The sequence below is a fragment of the Pseudomonas sp. PGPPP1 genome (assembly GCF_002255865.1).
In the GTDB taxonomy this organism is placed as follows: domain Bacteria; phylum Pseudomonadota; class Gammaproteobacteria; order Pseudomonadales; family Pseudomonadaceae; genus Aquipseudomonas; species Aquipseudomonas cremoris.
In genome coordinates, this window is the sequence record NZ_NKIG01000002.1 from 195,091 (window position 1) to 217,533 (window position 22,443).

Annotated in this window: 21 protein-coding genes; 8 read left to right on the forward strand and 13 right to left on the reverse strand. The window is 58.9% G+C overall.

Annotated elements, in window-relative coordinates:
- Positions 1 to 30 precede the first annotated feature (30 nt).
- The 3 genes from CFE47_RS05500 to CFE47_RS05510 form a co-directional block, all read right to left on the reverse strand.
- Entirely contained in the window at positions 31 to 726 is a 696-nt protein-coding gene (locus tag CFE47_RS05500; protein WP_286835843.1) for a fumarylacetoacetate hydrolase family protein, read from the reverse strand.
- Between the two features lie 105 nt (positions 727 to 831).
- Positions 832 to 1,161: a hypothetical protein gene (locus CFE47_RS05505; RefSeq protein WP_105698119.1), complete on the reverse strand. Its 330-nt coding sequence runs from the start codon at positions 1,159 to 1,161 to the stop codon at positions 832 to 834.
- Positions 1,162 to 1,241: 80 nt separating this feature from the next.
- Positions 1,242 to 3,743 (reverse strand): TonB-dependent siderophore receptor, encoded by a 2,502-nt coding sequence (locus tag CFE47_RS05510; protein ID WP_286835844.1) that lies wholly within the window; start codon positions 3,741 to 3,743, stop codon positions 1,242 to 1,244.
- Between the two features lie 253 nt (positions 3,744 to 3,996).
- Here CFE47_RS05510 and CFE47_RS05515 point away from each other — a divergent pair, with 253 nt between their 5' ends.
- Together CFE47_RS05515 and CFE47_RS05520 are read left to right on the forward strand one after the other, a co-directional pair.
- Positions 3,997 to 4,389 carry a hypothetical protein gene (locus CFE47_RS05515; protein WP_286835845.1) on the forward strand — a complete coding sequence of 131 codons (393 nt, stop codon included), beginning with the start codon at positions 3,997 to 3,999 and terminating at the stop codon, positions 4,387 to 4,389.
- Between the two features lie 32 nt (positions 4,390 to 4,421).
- Positions 4,422 to 4,715: a hypothetical protein gene (locus CFE47_RS05520; RefSeq protein ID WP_286835846.1), complete on the forward strand. Its 294-nt coding sequence runs from the start codon at positions 4,422 to 4,424 to the stop codon at positions 4,713 to 4,715.
- Positions 4,716 to 4,742: 27 nt separating this feature from the next.
- Here CFE47_RS05520 and CFE47_RS05525 read toward each other — a convergent pair whose 3' ends face one another.
- A complete protein-coding gene (locus tag CFE47_RS05525; protein ID WP_185708957.1) occupies positions 4,743 to 5,180 on the reverse strand; it encodes a DUF3995 domain-containing protein in 438 nt (145 codons plus the stop codon).
- Positions 5,181 to 5,273: 93 nt separating this feature from the next.
- On the opposite strand from CFE47_RS05525, the gene CFE47_RS05530 reads away from it, so the two are divergent.
- Entirely contained in the window at positions 5,274 to 5,663 is a 390-nt protein-coding gene (locus CFE47_RS05530; protein WP_286835847.1) for a DUF2946 domain-containing protein, read from the forward strand.
- Positions 5,664 to 5,758: 95 nt separating this feature from the next.
- The gene (locus CFE47_RS05535) at positions 5,759 to 7,885 is read left to right on the forward strand and encodes a TonB-dependent receptor (RefSeq protein WP_286835848.1); all 2,127 of its coding nucleotides are present in this window, start codon (positions 5,759 to 5,761) and stop codon (positions 7,883 to 7,885) included.
- A gap of 140 nt (positions 7,886 to 8,025) precedes the next feature.
- On the opposite strand, the gene CFE47_RS05540 is transcribed toward CFE47_RS05535, so the two are convergent.
- Both CFE47_RS05540 and CFE47_RS05545 read right to left on the reverse strand, forming a co-directional pair.
- Positions 8,026 to 9,042, reverse strand: coding sequence for an ABC transporter substrate-binding protein (locus tag CFE47_RS05540; RefSeq protein ID WP_286835849.1), 1,017 nt, complete (start codon positions 9,040 to 9,042; stop codon positions 8,026 to 8,028).
- Between the two features lie 133 nt (positions 9,043 to 9,175).
- The gene (locus tag CFE47_RS05545) at positions 9,176 to 9,625 is read right to left on the reverse strand and encodes a hypothetical protein (protein ID WP_286835980.1); all 450 of its coding nucleotides are present in this window, start codon (positions 9,623 to 9,625) and stop codon (positions 9,176 to 9,178) included.
- 416 nt (positions 9,626 to 10,041) lie between these two features.
- Here CFE47_RS05545 and CFE47_RS05550 point away from each other — a divergent pair, with 416 nt between their 5' ends.
- The 3 genes from CFE47_RS05550 to CFE47_RS05560 all read left to right on the forward strand — a co-directional run bounded on the left by CFE47_RS05550 (position 10,042) and on the right by CFE47_RS05560 (position 10,960).
- Positions 10,042 to 10,317: a hypothetical protein gene (locus tag CFE47_RS05550; protein WP_286835850.1), complete on the forward strand. Its 276-nt coding sequence runs from the start codon at positions 10,042 to 10,044 to the stop codon at positions 10,315 to 10,317.
- 110 nt (positions 10,318 to 10,427) lie between these two features.
- A complete protein-coding gene (locus CFE47_RS05555; protein ID WP_185708952.1) occupies positions 10,428 to 10,658 on the forward strand; it encodes a hypothetical protein in 231 nt (76 codons plus the stop codon).
- A gap of 65 nt (positions 10,659 to 10,723) precedes the next feature.
- A complete protein-coding gene (locus tag CFE47_RS05560; protein WP_185708951.1) occupies positions 10,724 to 10,960 on the forward strand; it encodes a DUF2789 domain-containing protein in 237 nt (78 codons plus the stop codon).
- A gap of 7 nt (positions 10,961 to 10,967) precedes the next feature.
- On the opposite strand, the gene CFE47_RS05565 is transcribed toward CFE47_RS05560, so the two are convergent.
- The 3 genes from CFE47_RS05565 to CFE47_RS05575 form a co-directional block, all read right to left on the reverse strand.
- The gene (locus tag CFE47_RS05565; protein ID WP_010211013.1) at positions 10,968 to 11,171 is read right to left on the reverse strand and encodes a hypothetical protein; all 204 of its coding nucleotides are present in this window, start codon (positions 11,169 to 11,171) and stop codon (positions 10,968 to 10,970) included.
- Positions 11,172 to 11,286: 115 nt separating this feature from the next.
- On the reverse strand, positions 11,287 to 12,957 hold the full coding sequence (locus tag CFE47_RS05570; RefSeq protein WP_502695441.1) for a methyl-accepting chemotaxis protein: 1,671 nt from the start codon (positions 12,955 to 12,957) through the stop codon (positions 11,287 to 11,289).
- A gap of 96 nt (positions 12,958 to 13,053) precedes the next feature.
- Complete coding sequence (locus CFE47_RS05575) at positions 13,054 to 13,458, reverse strand: TraR/DksA family transcriptional regulator (protein WP_185708949.1); 405 nt, start codon at positions 13,456 to 13,458, stop codon at positions 13,054 to 13,056.
- A gap of 374 nt (positions 13,459 to 13,832) precedes the next feature.
- On the opposite strand from CFE47_RS05575, the gene CFE47_RS05580 reads away from it, so the two are divergent.
- A complete protein-coding gene (locus CFE47_RS05580) occupies positions 13,833 to 18,512 on the forward strand; it encodes a hypothetical protein (protein ID WP_286835852.1) in 4,680 nt (1,559 codons plus the stop codon).
- Between the two features lie 33 nt (positions 18,513 to 18,545).
- Here the strand turns inward: CFE47_RS05580 and CFE47_RS05585 are convergent, their stop codons facing one another.
- From CFE47_RS05585 to CFE47_RS05600, 4 genes are all read right to left on the reverse strand, one after another.
- Complete coding sequence (locus tag CFE47_RS05585; RefSeq protein ID WP_286835853.1) at positions 18,546 to 19,568, reverse strand: ABC transporter permease; 1,023 nt, start codon at positions 19,566 to 19,568, stop codon at positions 18,546 to 18,548.
- Between the two features lie 27 nt (positions 19,569 to 19,595).
- Entirely contained in the window at positions 19,596 to 21,149 is a 1,554-nt protein-coding gene (locus CFE47_RS05590; protein ID WP_286835854.1) for a sugar ABC transporter ATP-binding protein, read from the reverse strand.
- A 64-nt stretch (positions 21,150 to 21,213) separates the two neighbouring features.
- Entirely contained in the window at positions 21,214 to 22,143 is a 930-nt protein-coding gene (locus tag CFE47_RS05595) for a sugar ABC transporter substrate-binding protein (protein WP_286835855.1), read from the reverse strand.
- 49 nt (positions 22,144 to 22,192) lie between these two features.
- The gene (locus tag CFE47_RS05600) at positions 22,193 to 22,378 is read right to left on the reverse strand and encodes a hypothetical protein (protein ID WP_286835856.1); all 186 of its coding nucleotides are present in this window, start codon (positions 22,376 to 22,378) and stop codon (positions 22,193 to 22,195) included.
- Between the last annotated feature and the right edge of the window lie 65 nt (positions 22,379 to 22,443).

The window sequence follows — 22,443 nt, forward strand, 5'->3', positions numbered from 1 at the left end:
CTCTCGGGTGGCCTGGGCACCACTGTAGCCTCAACCCCGGCCGAGGGTGAAACGCAACTCGCCAATGCCGTCGATGCCGGCGGTGACTTCATCACCCGGCTGCAACGCACCGACGCCCGCTGGCGTACCGGTGAAGATCAGGTCGCCGGCCTTGAGGGCGACGGACTTGGAGGCATGGCTGATCACTTCGCTGACCGACCAGATCTGGTCCGCCAGATCGCCCAACTGGCGCTGCTCGCCGTTCACGTTGAGCCAGATTTTCCCGCTGGATGGGTGCCCTACTGCGCTGACCGGTTGCAACGGAATGCTGGGTGCAGACTCATCAAACGCCTTGGCCCATTCCCACGGACGTGAGAGCTTTTTCGCCTGGGCTTGCAGGTCGCGGCGCGTCAGGTCGATACCGACGCCATACCCCCATATGTGGGAAAACGCCTGTCCCGGGCTGATATCCACCCCATCCTTGCCGATGGCCACTACCAGTTCCACTTCATGGTGCAAGTCGCTGGTCAGTGGCGGGTAGGCGATCACACCTTGCGCCGGTACGACTGCGTCCGCCGGTTTCATAAAGAAGAATGGCGGTTCACGATCCGGGTCATGCCCCATTTCCCGGGCGTGTTCGCTGTAGTTGCGGCCCACACAGAACACGCGACGCAATGGGAAACGTGCATCGCTGCCCTTCACGGCAATGGATGGAATGTGCGCGGGGGTGATTACGTAGTCAGTCATGGCCTGTGCCTCTTCGTTTACCTGGCGCCAGTATGGCGAGTGGCGCTGGCGCGAAGTTGGACAGGCTTACGCAGATTTTGCACTGGCCGGTGCAAAGCGCTCCGGCTATTTGCGCGCAACCTTGTAGCGCACGCAATCCTGGTAGAAACCCTGGCGGATCGCTTCGGGCTTAAGCCGTGAACGGCTGTCGTAGGTCTGTTCGGTGATGCCCATGGCCATCATGCGCATCCACGATTTGTTGAACTTCATGGTCTGGATCTTCTGTCGCGCCGCGTACAGCGACACGCCCGACAGCTTGAGTTCCTGGGCCCTGGCCGCCGTGCCCGCGCCCCAGCTGCACATGTACTTGTCACCCTCGCGCAGCTCCCGTGCCTGCACGGCAGCCGCGCCGCCAGCCAGGGAGCAGGCGATCAGCATGATTCCAACATTGCGCATTTGCATCCCCACCTAACCACCTGAAAATAAAAGCGATTCTGGCGAGGATTTTGTTACAAAGGGGCCATTAAATTGCCTTACTACCACTGATAGGTCGCACTCGCCTGCACCGTGCGCTGTGAGCCATACCAGCACCACGAGTAGGAATAGCAGGACGCAACGTACTCTTTATTCGCCAGGTTGGTGGCGTTAAGGGCCAGGCGCAGGTTGTCCTTGAGGCTGGTGATATTCGGGATGTCGTAGTGCACCGCCGCGTCGAACAACGTGTAGCCCGGCACTTTCAAGGTGTTGGCGGTATCGCCCCACGACGAACCGATATACCGCGCACCGGCACCGACACCAAAGCCCTTGAGGTTGCCATCGTGGAAGGTGTAGTCGGCCCAGGCCGACGCGGTGTGACGAGGCACGGCGTAGGTCGTGGTGCCTTGCGCTGAAAGCACCGGGCCGACGCCGACGTCACCGATGGGCGCATAACGCACGGTGTTGTTGGACTTGCTGATGCGGTTATCCAGGTAGGCATAGGCAGCCGTGATATCCAAATTGTCGTTGAGGCTGGCCTTGCCTTCCAGCTCGAAGCCACGGGATTGCACTTCGCCATCCTGACTTTGGCAACGACCGCTTCCACACAGGTGGGTAGGGTCCGGGTCGGTGGTCAGTACGTTGGTCTGGCGCAGGTCGAAGATCGCGGCGGTAATAAAGCTGTTGCTGCCCGGCGGCTGGTACTTGATGCCAATTTCGTACTGCTTGCCTTCGGTTGGCTTGAACACTGAACCGCCAAAGCCAGTGCCTGACTGCGGGTTGAAAGACTCGGAGTAGCTGGCATACGGCGCGAGGCCATTATCGAACAGATAGACCAGGCCAATGCGCCCTGTAAAGGCCTTGCTGTCCAGGGAAGACTTGCTCTTGGCTCCGGTGCGGATAGTCTGCGTGCTGCTATCGGTGCTGGCCCAGTCATACCGACCGCCGAGCAACAGCACCCACTTGTCCCACTTCATCTGCTCTTGCAGGTACACACCGGTCTGTTCGCTGCGAGACGTGCCATCAGTGGTGTACGCCGGCACCGGCACAGCGGCGCCATACACCGGATCGAAAATATCCAGGGTTGGCCCGGCCTTGTACACACCGGAGCCCGACAGCGTGTCGGTGTTGGTGTACTGATAGTCGAGCCCCATCAGCAACGTGTGCTGCAACGGGCCCGTATCGAATTTTGCCTGCACCTGGTTATCGAGGGTGTAGGCATCCATGTCGACATCGGTGGCGATAGTCGAGCGCTGGATGGTGCGGTAGTCCGGCATCAGGATGTTGCTGTAAAGGCTGCGGTACTGCCCTTCGCTGCGCAGGTAGCGCGCATTTTGTCGCACGGTCCAGACGTCGTCGAAGTGATGTTCAAAGGCATAGCCGATGGAGTAATACTCGCGATCACTCTTCTCGAAGTTCTTCTCGCCATCATAGAAATCCACATCGATGCTACGCCCGGTCGGGCTGTGCAGCACCGAGCCCCAGGCCGGCACCGAACCGTAGGACGCGCCCTTGGGGTCCTTCTGGAAATGCCCCAGCAGGGTCAGCGAAGTGGCGTCATCCGGGCGCCAGGTAAACGCGGTGGACAGCGACTGGCGACGCGTCTCGGTGTGTTCCACCTGGCCATCGGCATCATCGAAAAGTCCGGCAACCCGGTAGGAATACACACCCTGATCGTCAATCGGCCCGCTCAGGTCGAAGGTGGTGCGCTTCTTGTCGAAGGTGCCGTATTCCACGCCAATCTCGTGGAACGGCGTATCCAACGGGCGCTTGCTGACCATGTTGATCACACCGCTGGGCGTGCCCTGCCCGTACAACACCGACGCCGGGCCGCGCAGTACTTCGACACGTTCCAGGTCAAAGGCATCCTTTTGCGGCAAGGCATCACGACTCGATGGCATGCGCAGGCCATCGAGGTAAGTGGCCGGGGAGAAACCACGGATGGTCAATTGGTCGAGACGCGATGCGGTGGCGCCACGGGTCTCCGGGACCACCGCGGCGCTGTAGCGAAGGATCTGGTTGAGGCTTTCGGCGTTCTGCGCGCGCATCTGGTCTTTGGTGACAATGGAGATCGACTGAGGCGTTTCGATGATCGGGGTATCGGTCTTGGTGCCCGACAAGCTGCGGGTAGCCACATAACCAGACACTGGCCCGGTCGGGCTCTCGGCCTGGTAGGCGCCGCTGATGGTGGTGGCCTGCAACTCCATGGCACTGCCGTTATCCGGGATGGGCTCCAGGCGATAGCGGTCGGCGGAGATCTTCAAGGCCTGCAACCCGCTGCCGGCCAGCAGTTGGTTCAATGCTACGTCGGTGCCGTACTGCCCGTTCAAGCCAGTGCTGTGTTTGCCACGGGTCAGGCTTGCGTCGAAGGCCAATACCAACCCTGCCTGTTCCGCCAGGCTGTTGAGGGCCTGGCTCAAGTCACCGGCAGGGATCGAGAAGCTGCGCACCGCACTGCTGCGTTCTTCGGCGAAGGAGGACTGTACGTTCAACAGCGGCACAGCAGCAAAAGCCATCGCCACTGACAAGGCCAGTGGGTGCAAGGGACGAGCAAGGCGCGACATGGGAAATCCTGCGAAATGGGGGTTTTATTAACCATGACGGCCAGGTCTGAAAATCGGGTAAGAATGAGAGCGATTTTTATTTGAGAGGTTCTGCTGCAATCAGCGGGATCGCTTTTTCATGTAGCCCTTTGAGGGGATTGTTTACGGCTTTTTACCGTCTCCGGTGAGCCGTTTCTGATTTTTCCAACCGTTCATCCAACCGCTATTTGCTGCGGCATTCTCCGACGCCTTGCCCTCTGCCGAGCCGTCACGGATGACCAGCGCCTCCCACATTGCCCATATCGAATTTGAACTCGATGGTTTTCATCAGAGCCTGGCGATCTATCGCCAGCAGATGAACGCCTGGTATTCGCGTGCCTTGGATTCGGTGGGCCATGCGGCGGATACGCCGTCGTTGCTGGGGATGGATAGGGTGTTACGGGTGGGGGATTCGCAGCGGTCGGTGAGCATGAATGACCCAGATTTCAAGTTCGAGTCAGCGTATGACGTGCCGATCGGCGAGATACAGCCAGGTAAAAGACGCTACCTAAGCCTTGAGGGAATAGTCCCCAATAACAAGACGTCCCCTTCGGGGAGGCAAATGGGCAGAACACAAAGTGAATACAATGAGGCTACCCATTTCAATAAAAGGGAGCCAAACAAATGAAAATAATTTGCACCCCACTCACTGTGGAGGCCATGCGTTTATTAGATATGGACGAATGCCCAGACTCTTTGCTCGAAAGCATCTCACTCAACCAGGAAGAGTACGAAATACTTCTGGAGTCAGGCGCACTGGAAGCTATCAACAATTCACTTGGAAAAATAATAGACAACTATGAAGACGAGGCCATCAGCACCGCTGACGAGCTCGACAAAACCCTAGCGCTACTCGAAGAGCGCCTGACACCTGAAAACGCTTCGGTAATACAAAAATTGATCCACTTAAACGCCCTTGCGATCAAAAAACGTACGGGCCTCTTCTTCTTCTAGCCTGCTAAAAAGCCGAATGGTAGCCCCTCACCCCCACGCCACCACCAACAACCCCACCCCCAATACCAAACACAACGGCGAATAAAAATACGTATCCAACCTCGCAAATCGCGACCCACCCACTTTCTTGAAAAACCCCACCAACTCCGAATCCCCAATCGCCCGTGCAAACATCACCACCGCAATCGCGCTGATACCCCACTGCAACGCGCCATGGGACACCGCCGAAAAATATAGCCCGGCTCGCAGGCATACCATCAAGGCAATTGCCACCAGCCCCAACGCCACCAAGAATGTACCCAGTGCAGAAGGTTTGAATGCGGGGCGTGGACCGCTGGCGAACTCGCCTGGGAGCTGGGGAATGACCGCCTGGAAGCCAAGTTTGCCGCCGGCCGCCCAGTACAAGTGCACCATGCTGATGCAGGTAAAAACCCCGACGATCCATCGTGCGATGACAAAGCTCATGGCCGACTCTCCCTGAAAATGTGGAAATGAGCATAGTCGCCCAGTGATTTTTTGCAGGCATTTCGTCGGCGGCTGGTGGTAAAGTGCCGCCCCATGAAATTCGCCCGTGCCGATCGCTCGCTCGTTGCCTGGATGCTCTATTGCTGCGTCCTGTTTAATGCGTTCGCCTGCAGTATTGGTCATGGGCAGATGGTGGGGATGCAGCTCAATGGCATCGGCGGTCAGTTCTGTACGGTCGACCCGCGAACCCAAGCGCCCAAGCCGCCCAACTCCATCGATGAAAGCCTGCCGACGCTGTCCAAGGCCTTCGGTTGCCCGTTGTGCTCCACGGGGGGCATGGGCCCGGCACTCAATTCCAGCCTGAATGTCGCGGTATTACCGCAACCTCACGCGCCACCGCTGGCGATCATCGCCACCGCCGACATCCCTGCTCGCTTCACCTGGCCCACGGCTCATCCGCGCGCGCCGCCTGCTGTCGCCTGATTCCTTCGCTCCCTGATCTGCACTGACCCGCGTTTCCATTGGGGAATACGCGTGGCTGTGTGTTGTTTTCAAGCCAAGTTTTTCAGGATTCAACCATGAAACATCTACCCCTGTTGGCGGGCCTGTTCGGCTGCCTGCCTGTGTGCGCCTGGTCCATCGAGCTGGCCCCGACCACCATTGATGGCGAGCAAACCGCCGAGCCCGGCCTGACCCTGGATCAATCCAGCGGCGCGGCGTCGCGGCTGGGACTGAGCGTGCGAGAGACACCTGCATCGGTGGCCATCGCCAACCGCAACGATATCGAGCGCCACGGCGCCAAGACGTTCCGCGATGCCGCCAACACCCTGCCCGGCGTCAACGCCAGTGCACCGCCGGGGTTTGGCGGGTTTGTGTCTTACCGTGGATTTACCAGCAGCCAGATCACCCAGATGTTCAACGGCATCAACGTGGCCACTGGCCTGGCGCGGCCGGTGGATGCGTGGATCTATGATCGGGTGGAACTGGTAGGCGGACCCTCTTCGCTGATCAACGGCGCCGGCTCCGTGGGCGGCTCGCTCAACTACGTGACCAAGCTCGCCACCCGCGAGGAGCAGGCCGCCGAAGGCCAGCTCACCTATGGCAGCTATGACACGGCCGGCGCGGCCTTCGGCGTCAATCACGCCCTGACCGAGCCCGGTGCCGAAGTGCAGCATTACGCGCGCCTGGATGTGAGCCGCAACACCAACCACAGCTATATCGAGCGCGACCAGCGCGAGGCCTGGAGCCTGGCGTTTTCCCTGCTCAGCGACCTCACTCCCAACCTTTCCCACACCCTGGCGCTGGAATACCAGGACGAGCATGAAGACAGCCCCTACTGGGGCACGCCGGTGCTCAACCCAAAGGCCGGTGAGTTGAAAATCGACAAGCACAACCGCTTCAACAACTACAACGTCGCCGATGGCCGTTACGAACAGCGCACGATCTGGGCGCGGTCGATCATCGACTACCGCATCAATGACAACACGACCCTGAAAAATACGCTCTACCACCTGGATAGCCAGCGCGACTATCGCAACCTGGAAACCTACCAGTACAACGCCGATAACAGCGCGGTGAACCGTTCCACTGCCTACCAAGTGCGTCATCAAGGCGTACAAAACGGCAATCAGTTCGAACTGCGCCACGACGATAGCCTATTCGGGCTGTCGACCACCTGGTCCGGCGGTTTTGAGTACAAGGTCAACAGCACGACAAACAGCCCTTTGAACGTGTCAGGAAACAGCAGCGTGGATCCGAACCACTACGACCCTGGCTACTTCTATGGCATCCCGGGCACCAAACCAGGCTTCGTCAAGGACAAGACCAACGAGGTCACCACCAGGGCGTTGTTCGTTGAAAACCGCCTGGGCCTCACCGATAAACTGTCGCTGCTCACCGGTCTGCGTTACGACGCCATCGACCTGGATGTCACCAACCATCGTGCGGTAACGGCTACTAATCCACGGCACTTCGAACGCAGTTGGGAGCCGTTGACCGGGCGCGTGGGCCTGACCTACCAGTTCATTCCTTCGGCTAACGTGTATGTGCAATACAGCACCGCCGCCGAGCAACCGAACACCACCACACAGGTATTCGATGTATCCACTGGCAAGCAGTGGGAAGTGGGCAGCAAGTTCGATTATCTGGACGGTCGCGGCTCAGCCACCGTGGCGGCCTACAAGATCGAGCGCAAAGACTTTGCCGTCACCGATCCACAAGACCCCACCAATAGCATCCCGGTGGGTGCGCAATCCTCCAAAGGCATCGAGTTGGCGAGCTCCCTGCGCATTACGCCCAAGTTGCTGGCAGAAGGTAACTTCGCTTGGGTGGACGCCGAGTACGATGACTTCAACGAGAAAACCGCCAGTGGTGCGGTGGTTTCACGCAAGGGCAATACACCGACCAACGTACCCAAGCGTGTAGGCAACCTGTGGCTGACCTATGACTTTGCCGAAGACTGGCAAGGCGGCGTGGATGCGCGGTATGTGGCCGAGGTGTATGCAGACAACGCCAATACCCAGACGGTACCCGCGTACACGTTGTTCGGGACGTTCCTGCGGTACAAGGTGGACGCGCACACTTCCGTCACCGGTCGGGTACGTAATTTGACGAATGAGGTGTATGCCGAGTTTGCCCATGTGTCACCGGCTTACTACCTGGGATCGCCGCGAACCTTTGAATTGGCGGTAAACACCAGGTTCTAAACCTGAAATACAATTGAAAATGTGGGAGCGAGCTTGCTCGCGAATGCGGTGGATCAGTTAATGAACTTGTATCTGGCACACCGTATTCGCGAGCAAGCCCGCTCCCACATTTTGATCTCCATTCTGCTTTTAGACTGGGGTTATTTAAGGCTGGCCTCAACCTTCTGCGCCACATCCTCTGGCAACCATGCCTTCCACACTTCGGGGTGCTCTTTCAAGAACGCCTGGGCCACTTCCCGCGGCGCGGTGTGATTCTCGCTCATGGTCGCCAAGGCCTCGTTCAGCGGCTCGATAGGAAATTCGACCTTCTCGAAGAACTGCGCAATCTGCGGATGCGCCTGCTGGAACGGCGTTGACACACCGATGCTCAACTTGGACGCCAACGACCGCGTAGGCTTCGGATCCGGATTGTCCGCATCCGTCAGCGTCTTCCAGGCCTCGGCATCGAACGGCGGCTCCTCCAGCTGGATCAGCTTATAGCGCCCCATCAACGGCGTCGGCGACCAATAATAGAACAGCACCGGCTTGCCCCGGCGGATCGATGAGGCGATCTCGGCGTCCAGTGCCGCACCCGAGCCACTGCGGAAGTTCACGTAGCTGTCGTCCAGCCCATAGGCCTTGAGTTTCTGCTTGTTGACCACTTCCGAGGTCCAGCCGATGGGGCTGTTGAGGAAGCGCCCTTTGCTGGGGGCTTCGGGGTCCTTGAACACGTCCTTGTAGCGTGCCAGGTCCTTTACACTCTTGAGGTCCGGCGCCAGCGGCTTGATACCTTTGGCGGGGTCGCCCTTGACCACGTACTCCGGCACCCACCAGCCTTCGGTGGCCCCCTTGACCGTATCACCCAGGCCCACCACTTTGCCTTCGGCCTCGGCCTTGACCCACACAGGGCTGCGCCCCGCCCACTCTTCGCCGATCACCTGGATGTCGTTCTTGGCCAAGGCGGTTTCCAGGGTGATGGTAGTACCAGGCAAGGTGTCGGTGGGCAGGTCGTAGCCTTTCTCGACAATGACTCGCAGTACTTCAGTGATCAGGCTGCCGCTTTCCCAGTTCAAGTCGGCAAAGTGCACCGGGGTTTCGGCGGCCAAAACCGACGGCGCAGCCATCGACAGACTCAAGGTCGTCAGGGATGCGGCCAACAGCGTTTTAAATCCTTTCATGCCTTAGCACCTCGCGATATCGCAGCCAATAGCGAACGGCTTTGCTGCGGATGCGCGAAGCCTCTGAATAGTTAAGTCAACTCAACTGTAGTAGAGGTTCCGGGCGCTAAAGCTTAAACAGCGTGTTTATGACTCACTCACTGGCCTTGAATGTCACCAGTTCACCCTTGCGCCACTTGGCAGCCTTGCCGGTCACGGTCTTCAGGGTTTTGGTCAGGCCTTCCTGCAGTTGCTCGTTGGCGGCGAACACCAGCATGACGCTGTGGCCTTCCTTGAACACAATGCCCTGGCCTTCGGCGGAAGAAACAAAGGCATAGTCGCCCAGGCCATACACCGTCAACTTGATGTCGCGGAACTTCAACTCGAACTTGCCACCTTCACGGCTGGGCAATACCGCTGCGCGGAAATGGTCGCCCACTTTGAGTTCCAGGCGCGGCTTGTCATCCACCACCATCGCCGTTTCGGTGTCGATTTCGGCAATGTAGATGCCTTCCGGCGTCTGTTCGGTGATGTATACGAAACGGGATTGAAACTGCTTGACCAACTTTGCGCGCAAATCGCCCAGCACGAACAGCGCGTGCATATCCAGATTACTGACTGCCAAGGAAACGCTCCCACATCGAAAAGAGCGCCGTCCGCCGGAGCGGGCAGCACAAAAAAACGGCCGTTACGGCACGATCACACAACACATTCATTGAAAAAAACTGAAGAAGATTCGCTGTAGCGCCATAAGACTAGTACAGACGTACACGATGGGCCTTGTGCAAGGTCATCAGGCATCACAGGAGATCACAGGTTCAACGGCCCGAGAACACGGGTCGACCAACTTCAGAGAATAACCCAATTAAAAACGCAGTTTTCCGACATCGAATACAAAACACACACCTGAACATGGAACCAGGCACCGGCGGCTGACAACAATACTAAAACAGCAACACGGAACAACACCACCCAAAACGCAGCCGTTGAGTCAACCGGATTGATCGACAGGAGCAGGCTATGCAACAACCCCCCTACAACGCCATGTCCTCCCACACTCGTTCAGCATGCCAGGACGAGGCCCAATACTACCGCTTGCGCGGCTACGACGGGTACCTGGATTCGGTTCTTTACCAAGTCGTACCTGCCGGTAGAAACTTTTTCCACATTCGCGAAGTGCTCAGCGGCCGCGTCAAAGGCTTTCGCACCGACCATATCCAGGCTTGCGAACTGGCAAAAAAACTCGAAGCTCGCCTGCATGCGCACCCCGGAGGAATCGTTTCGTCACCTGCATGACTTTACTGCGCCGCAGGCCCCCAACAACTGCCATACTGGCCCGTCCACCGAAATGTGTGCCCTGCGGGCCAGGTTTCACCAGTGCAGTTATCTCCAAGGGAAGGCTCTACGTGACGGAATTTGATATTGGCGAATTTTTTATCCATGGCGGCGTAAGAGAAGTAGACGGTGAATTTCAGGCGGTGATCGTGATGCGGGCCAAGCCACCGCTGAAAACCGTTACAACGCACCAAGTGGAAAAAGATCGCTGGTTCAAAACCGCCGATGCCGCAGCAGTCGCCGGCAAAGACGCTGCGCAGGCGCTGAAAACCGCCGTGGACGCCGGAGCATTGAATTCCTGATCCAATCGAACTCTGCCGCGTCGCTATCCTCCCATGCATAACGACCACCCTGCATGGAGAACGATATGGACGCGCCAATCCCCACCCTCGAAACCCTGTTTGCACAACTAGGCCTGGACTCCTCCCCTGAAGCCATCGACGCTTTTATCGTCGCGCATCCGCTGCCTGAGGACGTGAAGCTGATTGATGCGCCCTTTTGGTCCGCCCAACAGGCGCAGTTTCTCAAGGAAGAACTACGCGAAGATGCCGACTGGGCGATTGCCGTGGATGAGTTGAACCAGCGCCTGCATCAACCGCACTAAGCCCCACTCAATGCAGGCTGTCTGATTGCTCCAGGCGTAACAGCGCTTGCCAGGCAGCCCTGCACTCTTCAGCCTCATCACGGCTGGCAAACGCGGTACCGCGCTGCTCACCATTAAGCAGCACCACCCAGCAGGCCTTCTGGCCGAGCGCTCGCAAGGTTTGCGGTACGCCACTGCCAATCATCACGGCGACATCGACTTTGTTTTGCATGGAGCTTCTCCGCAGCATTAGTTAGCTGGCTAACAATGTTGGCCATGCTACGGCTTTCATCAAGTAGGAAAAAGCTATCCACGGAATAGCTCCATTGCATAAACAGCAATAATCCCTAAGCCCCTTCGGGTTTGTAGCCCAGGCGCAGCCCACCCCAATGCCGCCCCCCAACCATGATCGGTACCGACAAGTCGTGCATCAGCTCACCGGTATCGCGCGTGTAGGTCTGCAGCAATACGGCCTGCTGATGGCTGCCACAGCGAATTCCGGTACGGTCTTCAAACTTGCGCTTGGTACGGTTTTGTACCGCGTCCACCTGCACATCGCCGGTCAGTGCCTGGGAAAACGCCTTGTTGTGGGTCGGCACGTAGCCTTGGGGCGTGCACGCGATAGCGAATACCAGCCCTTCATGGCGGGGCAATAACGCCTCCTGAATGGCCGGCAACACCTGGTCGGTGTAACCATCGAATCGCGTGTGAAACTTGCTCGGGCGGGTATTCGGGATCGGCGTGTAGCTGCGGTCGAACAGATCGTCCAGGCTGATGCGGTTCTGCTGTATATCAGCCTCGAATTGGGCACTGATCCGGCCAGCGCCTTCGCGGGCCAGGTCATAGACGCGCTGGTGATAGTCGTCCAGCCCTACTTCCGCCAACCGTTCGCTGATGGTTTCGGCCTGCCCTTCCATCTGTACAGCGGCATCGGCCAGTTGGCGGGTTTGCTGGTCGCTTATCGCCAGGTCGCTGCGCATTTGCTCCACGGCATGGAACAAGCTGTCGAGCTGGATGCGATTGGTGTCGGTGCCCTGGGCGATCTCGTTGACTTGGCCCTCCACATCTGCAGCCAGGCTGGCGATGCTTTGCAACTGCTCCCCGGCGTGCTCCACCTGCTCCACGCCGGTGTGCAGGTCCGCCGAGAGCTGACGAATCTGTTCGACCACCTGAGCGGTACGTTGCTGGATATCCGCCACCATCACCCCGACCTCATCGGTGGCCGTCGCCGTGCGGCCCGCCAACCCGCGCACCTCATCGGCGACCACGGCAAAGCCGCGACCATGCTCGCCGGCCCGCGCCGCTTCAATCGCCGCGTTGAGTGCCAACAGGTTGGTCTGACTGGCAATCGACTGGATCACCAAGGTCACTCGCTGGATTTCTTCACTGCGCTGGCTCAAGGCCTCAATCAGCTCACGGCTGGCATTAGCGCGCTGGCTGAGTTGATGCATCTGCGTGATCGACTGGGCCAGCACTTCACGGCCTTCGGTGCTGCGTTGATGGGCCTGACTGGCTGCGGCCAAGGCTTCGCGACTGAGTTGGGAAGTGATTTTTTCAGTGCCAATCATCACTTCTGCACTGCTGACAATCTGCTTGGCCGCGCTTAATTGCGACTGCAAGCGGGCAGCCAGTTGCTTGACCGAATAGGCCACGCCGGCAGCGGACAGCGCGTTATGGCTGGTGGTGCGGGACAAGTCACGGGTGAGCTCGCCAATGGCGTCAGCGCCTGACGAGGGCGCAACAACCGGCGTGTAACTTTTAAGACGAGGTAGCCAGATCACCAGCAAAGCCAGCGGCAGGCAGAGGTATAACGGCAAGCTGGCAAACACCAGGCCCAGTAGCACCAGCACCAGGGCGGTGCTCTGCAAAAGCGGCGTCAGCCAGCCGGGCAACCCGCGCACCACCGTTTGTGGCGGTACTGCTGCGCCCATCAGAGATCCGTCTCCAGCCATCTTCGTTACCCCACTGCTTGTCATTATTGTCGCTGCATTAAACGCCACTATACGGCCATTATCCATGGGCCTTTAGTGGGGGAGCTTGCAGTAGATCAATAGACAGGGCGTAACGGGTCTTTCTCTGGGAAACCGTATAAACGGCTCCCCAGCTTCACCGCATCAGGCTTGGCGCTGATGCTTGTCGATCTGCTCGTGGCGCTCTTGCGCTTCGATGCAGTACTTGGTGGTGGGGCTGATCAGCAGGCGCTTGAGGCCAATAGGCTCGCCGCTGTCATCACACCAGCCAAAGGAATCTTCCTTGATGCGGTCCAGTGCACGCTCAAGCTGCGGCAGCATGCGCTGGTCGCGATCGATGGCGTTTACCAGCCAGGTGCGCTCTTCTTCCACGGAAGCGGCGTCAGCCGGGTCTGCCGGGGTGTCCAGGCTTTCAATGGCGATACGGTTCTGTTCAATGCGCTCGTGGTGTTCCACTTTCATGTCTTGCAGCATCTGCTCGAAAAAAGCGTGCTGTTCGGCATTCATGTAGTCATCCGCCGGCATGGCCAGCAACTTTTCCTTTGTCATTGATTTCTCTATAAAAAATACGTGCATTAAGGCGAATAAGGGAGCGTTCCGGCCGACCTCTGCAGGTCTCGGAAAGGCGCCATCCGTTCCAAGCGCCACCCGGCACTCAATTTACGAGGGGCGGCAGTCTAAGGCCGACTTGAGGGCGCAGCAACTGAAAAGACAGGCATTTTTTCCGAGATAACCCCAAAAGGCACCAGGACGGGCTTGGCGAATGGTCATCGGAGTGCGTTTATAGCAAGAAATTCAGTGTTGTGGAGCTATATAGAAGACAAACGGTTGATATCGCTGGCAGCAATACATAACGCCACATACCGACGCAATGGGCATTAGCTGATGGCCTCTGCGATTTTGCAGTGGAACCAGGAGTTTTCATGATCGCCCTCTCCCCCTCAAGACCGCTGGCCAATGCCGTCAGCGCCGCATTTGCAACCCGCCCCGACTTATCGCAGGCCGCCCGCCAACTGCTCGCGACATCGATTGCAAAGGTCTACCCGACGCTGTCTGCCGATCTGCGCCGAACCCAACTGGCCACCCCAGTCGCCAAAGGCTGGACGCTGAAACCATTGATGCCGCTGGTACTCGACTTTCTGGCCACCGGTACGCTGCCAGATTTTCGCGACCGCGACGGCCTCGCCTGCTACCTGACCGATCATCCACCCACTCACTGGGCACTTCCAGATGGCCAGGCAATAGACCTGTCGGTCATCCAAACCCAGATCCGGTCCCTGGCGTGGATCCTGCCAGTTGCCTTGCAAAACAGCCTCGCGCAGTACTGGGCAAGCACGCGCTGGCGTTGGCTCAGTGACGTCTTGATGGACGCCCTCAACATCAGCGCGATCAACCAGCCAGACCTCACACCGCACGAGCGGCAGATGATCGCCCAACTCATCGACTGCCCGGACCGCGACACGCGCAAGACACGCTTTGGCACCGAAGCCGTACATGCCTATTACCCCCACGCCACCCTCAAGACCGGCACCCAGACACGCACACTGCTTGGCGCCGAACTGTTGTTGGTGTGCTCGGAGCAAGGCCAACCGCGTGTCCTGCTCTGTCCGCCCGCAGGGACGTGTGTGCGCTACACGAATGTAGACAACGCGCTGCAGGCTTGGGCTCGACGCGTCACCCAGGACGACGTGGTCGAGCGCATGACCCTGCAACGCTACGAGCCGGACGGCAATCTGTTCGACGCCCAGGCGGCCATCCTCCTCAATCAACAACTGCAGCAACTCAAGAACCTTAAGCTGCCCGCCCAGTTGCACCTCGACGCATTGGAGGCGGTGTACCGCCATATCACCGACCCTGCCAGTTGGCTCTGCGCAACGCCGCCCTACACAGTGCTCGAAGCGTTGCATAGCCAAACCCCGTTGTGGCTAGAACGAGCATCATCCAGCGACCGCGACCGTTATCGCCACTACAGCCTGCAACTGGCCAGCGCCAAAAAACGCAGCGAGGGTCGCACCTTTCTCAGTGGCATAGCCGATCTGCGCACCTTTACCCGCACCGCCCTGCTGGAACAACTCAAGCGTGATCAACTGCGCCTGGAACCCTCCAAAGAATTACAGCTCCTACCCGATGACCTGCAACTGACGTTCAGTGTTGCGGCGGGCTACCCAGGGGGCGCCGGGTTTGTCGAGCACAAGCACATGAGCCTCACGGACCTGGCGATCAATAACCTGCAAGGCCGGCCTCGCGGACAGCTCACCGTTACCCATCGTACGGGCGCACCCTTACCAGCCTGGTTGACCGCTGACTACATCCTTGGCGGCAGCGGACTGATCCACCAGGTGGATATCGGCAAGACCTACCCTGAGCTACTCAGGGCGCAACTGTTGGCGGGCAATGAGGCCGCCCGTCAGCGAGAACGTGACTTCGCGACACAAACCTTGGCACACCTGCCCCTCCTGGCGTTGGAGCTGAGTCTGCAGCAGCAGCAAGGCTTTACCGCCCAAGGCGCCGCCTATGTTGCAGCATTGATGACGACCGGCCAGCGCCAAGTCGATGGCCAGGTCGTCGTCATCCGCCACTTGGCGCTGGCCCGTAGACCCCAGGCCCCGGTGGATGTTGTGGCCAACATGTACATCATCGAGTCTCAAGGCAGCCAGGCTGGTATTCACATTCTTTACCGGCCCCTGTACGCAGACGCTCTGCAACAGTTTCCCAGCCGTAAGGCATTGCTGGAGGCGATTGCCACACCAGGCGAGTTGCAGGCCAGTGTGTTGACATGGCTGTCCGATGCTGCGCGACCGGTCTACGACAACGGTGGTTTCCTTGAACCCCACTACGTACGGTTTGGCTTGGGCAGTGAGTTCAACGTGCCCGACATTCCAAAGCCGGCAGTATTGGCCGACGATGGCGCCAGCGACGAGCTGCTGCAGTTTCTGGCCAACGGCCAATTGATGCAGTACCTCTACGGTTGCAACGCGCGTGCGCTGGTGGATCAGGCAAACCGCGAGTCGGTGTCCAACGCCGAAAGCCGCTGGAAGGTATTCCTTGAGGGCGCAAGCCTGCTGTTCAACACTCTGCTGCTGCCGTTGGCGCGCGGACCGTTCATGCTCACCGGCTGGTTGCTGAGTTTGATGAGCGCCGTGACCAAGGACCTGCCGGCCCTCAACAGTCCAGACCCTACGGTACGGGAATTGGCGCTGGTGGACCTGCTGCTGAATGTCGGCATGTTGATATTCCAGCTAATCCCTGCACCCGCTGCTTCGCCGGTACCTGAGAACACCCGTAGGCAGGCTTTACGCTCACCCTTTCCAAGACGCCGCCAGGAGCAGTGGCCCCCATCGCCCGAACCACAATTGCAACAAGGCCCGATGCTGCTTGAAAACGAGGGGCCAGGAATGGCGGACACCGTGTTCGACTTCAGTTTTTCCAGCGCTCGCAACCAACTGACCCCCAGCCAACAAGCGCGCCTGTGGCGACTTCAAGCGCCAAAACCGGAAACGCTACCCGAGCCGGTCCTGAATGGCCCGCGCCGTGGCCTCTTCAATCACCTTCGCAATTGGTACGCACTGATCGAAGGACGCTGGTATGAGGTGCGCCTCGAGCCGGAAGGCGGTGTGGTGATTGTCGACCCCTTGGACACCCACCGGCTCGGCCCTTACCTGCAGTCGGATGGTGAGGGCCGTTGGTCGCTTGACCTCCGGTTGCGCCTGCGCGGCGGCATGCCGCCCAAACGCATTGCGGCCGAGCGCGAGCGTAAAGCCTTGCGCCAAAAGACCCTGCTGGATGAGCTGAGCGCATTTTTGCACCCTCGACGTGAACTACGCGAAGGTCGAATGGTGGATATCAAGAGCCAACAGCAAACACTGCAAGACAAGGCCGACGGAGCGGAACGACTCATGAACCTGGCGGGCTCCGACGCCAAATACAGTGACGCCGCACGGGCCACTACCCGTCAGAACTTCGATACCGCACTCTGGGAGCAAACCCGGGTATTCGAACGACTTCTGGACAGTCGCAAAGAGCGCAGTGAGCTAGGCATCGGCTTGTCCGCCGACACAGCCGCCGTTCTCCTGGAAAACGCCGTGAACAACACGCGTAAATCTGTGGTGATCGCCGATATGGATCGCCAGGTGCTATACGCGAGAAACCACGACCTCACATTGCCCTTCGGCCAGGCGTTGCCCGCCATGCTTGCCGACCCTGCCCGCTATACCCAGTTCGTCAAGGACGTCGTTCAGCTCAACGAACGTCAGATCCTGGCCCTGGAGCTCAAGGACCGATATCTGCTGGAACTGTTCAACCTCGGCCCCGCAGGACAGGAAGTCTATAGCCGCCTAACCCACAATCGTACGGATGAAGTTACCGTCTTGTCCCTCAAATACGGGCAACTGCAAAATTTCAAATACTTAAGCCATAAAACCTGGCGCGCAGGCTTTATCAATGAAATGGGCCTGGCACTTGATCCTCTGCGAGCTCATGTGCGCACCCACAGTGAACTCAACAGCCTGAATCTTTCCGCCACAGACCGCATGAATGTACTCGACAGCCTGTTACAACAGTACGGACAGGCATTGGATGCCTTAAGAGGCCTGGCCTGGGTGCATGCGGACCGCCTGGAAATGAGCTGGTTCGAGCGTACCCAAGCCCTGGTGGAGTCACTGTACCAAGATGTGGTGGAACAGCTGGCAGCGGAAATCAAACCCCAGGCAGACACGGTTAAACGCCCGTCCAAGCGGCCACTGACGGCCACGGGGCGTCCACAGAAAAAGGTGATCAAGACTCGCAAGCACGGCTATCTGATCGGCGAAGTGAAAGCGGCGGGTACCACATTGCCCATTGAGGTGGTAGAGATGCGCACCGAGCAGGAACACGACTTGCTGGCTACTTACTCCCAGCATGAAGACCGTTGGGACGAGGTGCGCGATGAACGCCGCTCGTCGGTGCCGTCAACGCCGCCAGCTACGCGGGCACTCAATATGGTCAAGGGCGACGCCCGCAAAATGCTGCAAGAGCTCGAACCTATCCTCAAGCGCCAGGGCGGCTATGCCAAGGTTTCTCGCTATCCGATTGAGCTTCAGGAAAGCCTGGACGTCGAAGCGACACGGTTCCGACAAGTTGCGGACGAACTGACACGAGCGATCGACGCCCAACCAGAGCCCCAACAAATCAGCAGCGACCGCACGCTGTCCACACAGCTACGCAGCGCGGCGGATACGTTGGCTGCCAAGGGGCAGGCGCTACGTCTCCAACGCAGTCTCGCCCTGGCCCCCACCGACAGCCACCTTACGTACCTGCTGGAGCAGGGCCAGGTACAGCTCGCGAGCCTCGGAGCACGCCTGGCCACGCGCCGCGACTTCATCCAGGAATATGCTGTCAACGACAAACGCGGCTTCCCACTGTGGTATGCGCATTTTCACTACCCCAACGCCGATACACCCAAGCTTGATTTCACCGTGGCGCATCTGAAAACCAAGGAGCAACGTCGCGAGAGCTATTACTCTCTGCTGGCAAAAGCCGAGAGCCCGCAAAGCGTGGTGGATGTGCATCGAGGAGAGATCAGCCGCGAGTTGGCTGAGCGTAGGTTTCTGCCCTTGGCACCGTGAAACAAAAAGGGGCCAGAATGGCCCCTTTTCGTTTCAGCGCTTGAGCTTGCGTTTGTTACGGTACTGATCGATCACCACCGCCACCACGATGATCAGCCCCTTGATGATGTCCTGGATATACGCATCCACCCCGACAAAGGTAAACCCGCTGGCCATCACGCCGAGGATCAACGCGCCAATCACAGTACCGGTGATACGCCCCACCCCACCCGCCAGGCTGGTACCGCCGATCACCGCCGCAGCAATCGCATCCAGCTCATAGGACATGCCCATGCCGGCCTGGCCGGTGGCGGCACGTGCCGAGGCCACCACGCCGGCCAAACCTGCCAAGAGGCCTGCGATGCTGTAGACGATGATCAAGTGGCGCTTGACGTTGATACCCGACGTGCGCGCCGCTTGCATGTTGCCGCCAATGGCGTAGGTGTACTTGCCGTACTTGGTGTAGCGCAGGGCGATATGGAAGATCACCGCCACCACCAGGAAGATGATCACCGGCATCGCCCCATGGCCGATGGCCGTGTACGAGTCCGACAGCATGCTCACCGGCTGGCCTTCGGTGTAGTAACGCGCCAGGCCACGGGCTGACACCATCATGCCCAGGGTTGCAATGAACGGCGGGATCCCGGTGACCGCGATGATACTGCCGTTGATCGCCCCCGCCAGAAGCCCCACACCAAGCCCCATCGCCACCGGAATCCACACCGGCAAGTCGGTGAGGCTCGGAAACACCGCCCGAGAAAAGTCAGAAGTCTGCGCCAAACTCGCAGCAATCATCGCCGACAACGCCAACACCGAGCCCGAGGACAAGTCGATGCCGGTGGTGATGATTACTTGGGTCACACCGATGGCCAGCAGGCCGATGATCGACACCTGCAAGATCATCAGCACCAGACGCTGGGAGTTCATCAGGAAGCTCTGGTCACGCACGATCCAGCCAAACACCTCGAACACCAGGCCGATGCCGATCAGCACCAGGAAGATGCTCAGCTCGGTAGGCATGCGCCGACGACTTTTGGTTGGCGCCAAAGCCGGTTTGTTATCCGTTATTGCGTTCATAGCCAATCACCTTTTTTATTCTGTGCGTCAGTGAACTGCCGTCATACCGGAAGCCAACTGCATGACTTTTTCCTGGGTCGCTTCATCACGGTCCAGGGTGCCCATCAATTCGCCTTCATGCATCACCATCACGCGGTCGCTCATGCCCAGCACTTCAGGCAGCTCCGAGGAGATCATGATCACCGCCATGCCTTCGCTGGCGAGGAAGGAGATCAAGCGATAAATCTCGGCCTTGGCACCGACGTCGATGCCACGGGTGGGCTCGTCGAGAATCAGCAGCCGTGGGTTGGTCATCAGCCAGCGTGCCAGCAGGGCCTTCTGTTGGTTGCCGCCGGACAAGGTGTCGATGCACTGCTCAAGGGACGGGGTTTTCACCCGCAGTTTCTTGCACATGTCCTCGCACAGTGCCCGCAGGGCTTTCTGCTGGATAAAACCGTTGCCGGTGTAATGCGGCAGCACCGCCATTTCCATGTTTTCCAACACCGACAGGCAAGGGAACAGGCCGCTGAGCTTGCGGTCCTCGGTCAACAGCGCAAAACCTTTCTCGATGGCCATGTGCGGGTCGGTAATGCGCACCGCCTTGCCATCAAGGCTGATCTGGCCGCTGCTGCTGGGGGTGATACCGAAAATGGTTTCCGCCACGTTGGTACGGCCCGAGCCCATCAGCCCGGCGATGCCCAGGATCTCACCGGCATGCAGGTCGAAAGACACGTCCTTGAACACGCCATCCAGGGTCAGGTTGCGCACCGACAGCAGCAGGTTACCGATAGGCGTCTCGCGCACCGGGAACAACTGGCTCAGCTCACGACCCACCATCATCGAGATCAGGCTGTCGCTGTTCATGCTGTCGGCGCGTTGCAGGCCGATGTAGTGACCATCGCGGAACACCGCCACTTCGTCGGCGATGGCGAATACTTCGTTCATTTTGTGGGTGATGTAGACGATGCCTTTGCCCTGGGATTTCAGGTCGGCAATGATCGAAAACAGGTGCGCCACTTCCTTGTCGGTGATGGCTGAGGTGGGTTCATCCATGATCAGGATGTCGGAGTCGTAGGACACGGCCTTGGCAATCTCGACCATCTGCCGCTCGGCGATGCTCAGGTTGCCCACGTGCTCCTCGGGGTCCAGGTTGATGCGCAGGCGTGCCAACAGTTCGGCAGTGCAGCGGTGCATCTCGCGGTGGTTGACCATGTGCAGGCTGTTGAGCTGCTCGCGGCCGATCCAGATGTTCTCGGCGATGCTCATGTGCGGCATCAGGTTGAGTTCCTGGTGAATCATCGCGATCCCGGCCTTCTGGGCCGCCAGGGGCGTTTCAAACACAATCGGCTTGCCGCGCAGGCGAATTTCCCCGGCGTCAGGCTGGTAGATGCCAGCGATGATCTTCATCAACGTCGACTTGCCCGCACCGTTCTCGCCCATCAGCGCCAGTACCGTGCCGGGGCGCACCCGCAGTTGCACATCGGCCAGGGCCACAACGCCGGGAAAGCCTTTGCTGATATTGACGATTTCCAGCAGGTAGGGTTCTTCCAGCAATGCGGGCTGGATGCCAGGAGGCTGGGAGACAGTGGCTTGCGCAAGCATAGGGAGGTACTCCATCTGCAGGGCGGCCGTGACCGCCCTGCCGGCTTATTGTTGTTATGTCAGGCTATTTGAAGTCTTTGACGTTTTCCGGGGTGATCAGTTGGAACGGGATCACCACGTTCTGCTCGATAGGCTCGTTCTTGGCCATCTTGCGCGCGGTCTCGACCGATTTGTCCGCCTGGCCCTTGGCGTCCTGGAACGCCGACACGGTCATGTCACCCTTGGTGATCGCGTTCAGGCCATCCGGTGTGCCGTCGACACCAGCGATCAGCACGCCTTTCTTGCCTGCCGATTTCAAGGCCATCGCGGCACCGATCGCCATCTCGTCGTTGTTCGACAGCACCGCCTGGAAGTCGCGTCCCTGGGTCAGCCAGTCGTTAACCAGGGTCATGCCCTTGTCACGCAGCCAGATCCCGGTCTGCTCCTGTTCAACCTTGATCCCTGGGTACTTGGTCAAGACTTCCTTCACACCTTTGGTGCGGTTGGTGGTGGAGTTGTTCGCCAGGTCACCCAGCAGGATCACAATGTTGCCCTTGCCACCGAGCTTCTCGGCGATGTACTGCATCTGCAGCTTGCCCGCCTCGACGTCGTCGGAGGTCACAGCCGCTACGCCTGGGGCCAATGTGGGGCTGTCAGGGCGACGGTTGACGAACACCAACGGGATTTTCGCCGCAGTGGCGGCCTTGATGATGTTCGCGGTCGAAGCGGTGTCCACCGGGTTGACGATAATGGCGTCGACTTTCTGGCTGATGAAGTTTTCAACCTGGCTGAGCTGCTTGACCACATCGGCGCGGGCGTCTTCGAACTGCAGCTGCACGCCGTCACCTTTTGGATAGGACTTGGCTTGCTTGTCCATGTCTTCACGCAGGTAGGTGAGGAAGGTGTCATCGAAGGCGGACATGCTCACGCCTATCTTGAGATCGGCAGCCGAGGCAACACCGCTGGCCAGAAGCATGGACAAGGCCAGCGCGGTAAAACGGATCGGGGTCTTCATGAACGGTCTGTCTCCACTTTCTTGTTGGTTTTGTTGGACGTTGCGTTGATCAGAGCGGGCTTTGCGAATTCGGCAGTCGAACAATGGGGGCGCCGGGAATGCAGCAGACCAGCGCGCCTTTGTTTTCGACGCACAGCACATTGAGGAAAGAGAAATAGAACGGCCGGGCGCGGGGCAGATCGCGGGGCGCTGAGGTGGGGCGTAAAACTCGCAGTACAGCGTTAAAGATTTTCATCTGACGGTACCTGGTTGTTTTTGATCTTGTTTTTGTTTGAGTCGTGCGGGTCGAGCCCGAACGTA

Bases quoted from the DNA above. Each gene is read 5' to 3' on its own strand.
- CFE47_RS05500 (WP_286835843.1), bottom strand. From the start codon at position 726: ATGACTGACTACGTAATCACCCCCGCGCACATTCCATCCATTGCCGTG.
- CFE47_RS05505 (WP_105698119.1), bottom strand. From the start codon at position 1,161: ATGCGCAATGTTGGAATCATGCTGATCGCCTGCTCCCTGGCTGGCGGC.
- CFE47_RS05510 (WP_286835844.1), bottom strand. From the start codon at position 3,743: ATGTCGCGCCTTGCTCGTCCCTTGCACCCACTGGCCTTGTCAGTGGCG.
- CFE47_RS05515 (WP_286835845.1), top strand. From the start codon at position 3,997: ATGACCAGCGCCTCCCACATTGCCCATATCGAATTTGAACTCGATGGT.
- CFE47_RS05520 (WP_286835846.1), top strand. From the start codon at position 4,422: ATGCGTTTATTAGATATGGACGAATGCCCAGACTCTTTGCTCGAAAGC.
- CFE47_RS05525 (WP_185708957.1), bottom strand. From the start codon at position 5,180: ATGAGCTTTGTCATCGCACGATGGATCGTCGGGGTTTTTACCTGCATC.
- CFE47_RS05530 (WP_286835847.1), top strand. From the start codon at position 5,274: ATGAAATTCGCCCGTGCCGATCGCTCGCTCGTTGCCTGGATGCTCTAT.
- CFE47_RS05535 (WP_286835848.1), top strand. From the start codon at position 5,759: ATGAAACATCTACCCCTGTTGGCGGGCCTGTTCGGCTGCCTGCCTGTG.
- CFE47_RS05540 (WP_286835849.1), bottom strand. From the start codon at position 9,042: ATGAAAGGATTTAAAACGCTGTTGGCCGCATCCCTGACGACCTTGAGT.
- CFE47_RS05545 (WP_286835980.1), bottom strand. From the start codon at position 9,625: ATGCACGCGCTGTTCGTGCTGGGCGATTTGCGCGCAAAGTTGGTCAAG.
- CFE47_RS05550 (WP_286835850.1), top strand. From the start codon at position 10,042: ATGCAACAACCCCCCTACAACGCCATGTCCTCCCACACTCGTTCAGCA.
- CFE47_RS05560 (WP_185708951.1), top strand. From the start codon at position 10,724: ATGGACGCGCCAATCCCCACCCTCGAAACCCTGTTTGCACAACTAGGC.
- CFE47_RS05565 (WP_010211013.1), bottom strand. From the start codon at position 11,171: ATGCAAAACAAAGTCGATGTCGCCGTGATGATTGGCAGTGGCGTACCG.
- CFE47_RS05570 (WP_502695441.1), bottom strand. From the start codon at position 12,957: ATGGATAATGGCCGTATAGTGGCGTTTAATGCAGCGACAATAATGACA.
- CFE47_RS05575 (WP_185708949.1), bottom strand. From the start codon at position 13,458: ATGACAAAGGAAAAGTTGCTGGCCATGCCGGCGGATGACTACATGAAT.
- CFE47_RS05580 (WP_286835852.1), top strand. From the start codon at position 13,833: ATGATCGCCCTCTCCCCCTCAAGACCGCTGGCCAATGCCGTCAGCGCC.
- CFE47_RS05585 (WP_286835853.1), bottom strand. From the start codon at position 19,568: ATGAACGCAATAACGGATAACAAACCGGCTTTGGCGCCAACCAAAAGT.
- CFE47_RS05590 (WP_286835854.1), bottom strand. From the start codon at position 21,149: ATGCTTGCGCAAGCCACTGTCTCCCAGCCTCCTGGCATCCAGCCCGCA.
- CFE47_RS05595 (WP_286835855.1), bottom strand. From the start codon at position 22,143: ATGAAGACCCCGATCCGTTTTACCGCGCTGGCCTTGTCCATGCTTCTG.
- CFE47_RS05600 (WP_286835856.1), bottom strand. From the start codon at position 22,378: ATGAAAATCTTTAACGCTGTACTGCGAGTTTTACGCCCCACCTCAGCG.